This window comes from Colwellia sp. Bg11-12, from assembly GCF_014076955.1.
Lineage (GTDB): Bacteria > Pseudomonadota > Gammaproteobacteria > Enterobacterales > Alteromonadaceae > Colwellia_A.
In genome coordinates, this window is sequence record NZ_JACGUZ010000041.1 from 1 (window position 1) to 3,183 (window position 3,183).

A 3,183-nucleotide genomic window follows, 5' to 3' on the forward strand; every position below is an offset into this window, starting at 1 on the left:
AAGGTTTTGTATTTACAAATAAACTTCACCTAACAAGCAATTCAAACGGACAAATAACAGTTGGCTTTGTTCGCTTCGCTCTCTATTTTAGCCAACTATTATTTGCCGCTTAATATGGGCGTTAGGCATATACAGGAAGTATTGTGTTAGATTCAAAAACTAATAAGCCTCTTATATTAGGAGCATTCTTTAGCGCAATTGCCGCTTTAGCACATTTAGGCTGCATCATATTTGGTGGTGACTGGTATCGTTTCTTTGGTGCTGGAGAACAAATGGCTAAGATGGCAGAAGCCGGAGAATCTCATCCTACAATTGTTACTTCCGTTATAGTTATAATCCTTTCCATTTGGTCTCTTTACGGGTTATCTGGAGCAAGGATTATCGGTAAACTTCCGTTTGTTCGAACCGCTTTAGTTCTTATCTCATTTATTTATGTATTTCGTGGTCTAATATTCGTTGTACTAATGCCTATGTTTCCCGAGAATAGCATTACGTTTTGGCTTGTAAGTTCAACAATATGTTTAAGTATCGGCATGTTATATTCGGTTGGTACTTATCAAAGTTGGTCAACGTTAAGTGTAAAATATGCCTAACAAGGCGTTCAAACGGACAAAAAACAGTTGGCTGTTTCACTCCGTTCACAATTTTAGCCAACAATTTTTTGCCGCTTAACGTGGCGTTAGGCACTATGTGCAAATTTCTAGGATATTCGAAATTATGGATGATGAATTACTAAAAAAATACCGGAAATACGCTAGCACAACTGAAGCTTTCGCAGTGCTTCTCGTGAAAAAGCATTTAGCTGAGGCTAAAGGACATTGGGTAGACGTTGGTGATTGCGAACGCTATGAAATGTCGGAAGATAATTTACACTTTAGGTTTGTTACTGGTGGTTTATACAAAAGAAGAATCCAACCTAAATATCCTGCTAAATCAGCTTTTACTGTTAACGGCGTCTTCGATGAGCGCAGGTACTATTTTATGGCGCGAGCTATAACGTGGGAAGCCGCTCACAAAGATATAGAGCAACAGAAATCAAAAAAGGTTAAAGCAAAGAGCTTTAAGGTTGCAGGTATTAGTTATGATAAAAATCGTGGCAATAATAATTTCTTTAGGTCTGATGCACCAGCAGAGATCAAAGCTCTAGCAAAAAACTTATCTGATCGTACAGACCCACTCTGGGATAAAGCTATGGATTATGTAAACGAGCCAGAGTTCGTTTATAAAATAAAACAAGCGTGTCTAGTTTAAATCGTGCCTAACAAGGGTTTTCAAGACGGACAAATTACAGTTGGCTTTTTGTTCGTGCCTCACCTATTTTAGCCAACTGCAATTTGCCGCTTAAAACGGCGTTAGTTGCCCCAACTTGTTCTTGTTAAACTTATTTGCAACTTGTGGTATTCACCTGAAAATTAAGCACTTGTTTCCGTTCTTTTTTGTGGTAACTTTAGTATCTTATTCTGATTTAGTATTTTTTGCTAAACAGTTTTCGCCTAAGTTTTTTCGGTGTAAATAATCAACCAAAATGTTAACGGCTCAAATTCACGGTAAGTGCGCTATTGCGGCGGGGTATTTTTTGACTCTTCCGCAAAACTATTGAATATTTTTAAAAATGGTTGGTTGGGCAATTACAGTTACAAGCAACTAACAAGGCATTCAAACGGACAAATAACAGTTGGCTTTTCGTTCGTGCCTCACTAATTTTAGCCAACTATCATTTGCCGCTTAATGTGGCGTTATAACGATATGGAAGTTTGGTGAATGTCTGAAATGCACGAATATTCCAAAGTTGAAATTGCGCTGGAATATCTAGAGTCAGCGATCGATGAATATGATCTACATAAGCGTTATTTTTCGTGTATGAATTTAGCGTTTGTTGCAGAGGAGCTTTTAGGTAAGTTTGTTAGAACTCTTACTGGAAAACCTGACAGGCATACTGAGTCAATGAATTCACTTTTAAAAATTCAAGAAAAAATAGATTTAGGGTTTAAAGACAGGAAAAAATTACAAAAGCTTCTCTTAAATGGTAAAAACACCATTAAACACATGGATAACATTAGCGAGAATAAAGCTAAATTATATTATCCTATAGAAATAGAAGCTTTTTGGGCTATCGAATGTGCCGTTGAAAACATTAAGTTGCTAGATATTCCTGTACCTAACAAAGTACAAGAGTTTCTAGATAGCTACGATAGGCCTGAGTAAAATCGTTATAACAAGACGTTCAAACGGACAAAAAACAGTTGGCTGTTTCACTCCGTTCACAATTTTAGCCAACAATTTTTTGCCGCTTAACGTGGCGTTATATTACCTATGCATCGTATCAGAATAATTTCACATACTTATTTATTACTGCTAGCGTTTTCATTGCTAACTTTTATTCTAATGCTGGATAACTTTTTTACTGAGACCAGTTATATTCTGTTTTGTTTACCTATAGGTTTTATTTGTGCGTTAGTTTATACACCTTTAATTATTAGTAACTCTAAGCGTGATACATCTATATTAAAAAGTAAAATCATCCGATACGTTAGGCTTTTAGCTGTTCCAGTTATGTTTCTATTTTTACTTTTTTTTGTAAGTGTAGCTTCAAGCGTTGCTATAAATATGGGTCTACATCTACTATCGGGTAAAGAATATGGAACGATTAACCTTACAGTTAAAGAAAAGCGCATACCCTATAAACGTTTGGGTTATTATGGGCACGTGATTTTTCAAGAGTTTAGCTCTGGTACTTATAAAATTGATTAAAGCACATACAATAGAATCAGCATAGGACAAAAATTACAAGCTAACGGCTATAGCTCTCCTTATGGAGTAGAGTTGATTAATATAGAGTTACGGTAATATAACAAGTCATTAAAGCAGGAAAATTTACAGCTGGCTGTTTTCACTGCGTTCAACATTTTAGCCAGCAATAAATTTCCTCTTAATGAGGCGTTAGGTGGAATCGCCACTTTCTTTTTTATTGTTAAAAGCATTTGCCGGTTTTAGTTTGGAGCTTGTGTTTACTAAAGTGCTTTTGGAGTGTTTCGCCAAATTCTACGTCACTTCCGCTAATATAGTCTTCGGGCATTATTAAAGACAAAATGTCCTCGCGAATTAGCTTTTCATTGTTTGGTGTTGTGGCTCAAAATCTAGCAGTTGTGTTTATAAAGTGGCGAATGTTATATTAACTTTTTA

3 protein-coding genes are annotated in these 3,183 nt (G+C 36.0%); all 3 read left to right on the plus strand.

Translation table 11 applies throughout. The features are described 5' to 3' along the window. Positions 1 to 143 precede the first annotated feature (143 nt). A complete protein-coding gene (locus H4J39_RS00935) occupies positions 144 to 593 on the plus strand; it encodes a hypothetical protein (RefSeq protein WP_310649701.1) in 450 nt (149 codons plus the stop codon). Positions 594 to 717: 124 nt separating this feature from the next. Beyond that, positions 718 to 1,251, plus strand: a complete 534-nt coding sequence (locus H4J39_RS00940) for a hypothetical protein (protein ID WP_182225580.1) — start codon at positions 718 to 720, stop codon at positions 1,249 to 1,251. Between the two features lie 510 nt (positions 1,252 to 1,761). Then, entirely contained in the window at positions 1,762 to 2,205 is a 444-nt protein-coding gene (locus tag H4J39_RS00945) for a hypothetical protein (RefSeq protein ID WP_182225581.1), read from the plus strand. Positions 2,206 to 3,183 lie beyond the last annotated feature (978 nt).

What these genes read in the sequence shown, in the direction of transcription:
- H4J39_RS00940 (WP_182225580.1), top strand. Translation starts at nt 718, where the DNA reads ATGGATGATGAATTACTAAAAAAATACCGGAAATACGCTAGCACAACT.
- H4J39_RS00945 (WP_182225581.1), top strand. Translation starts at nt 1,762, where the DNA reads ATGTCTGAAATGCACGAATATTCCAAAGTTGAAATTGCGCTGGAATAT.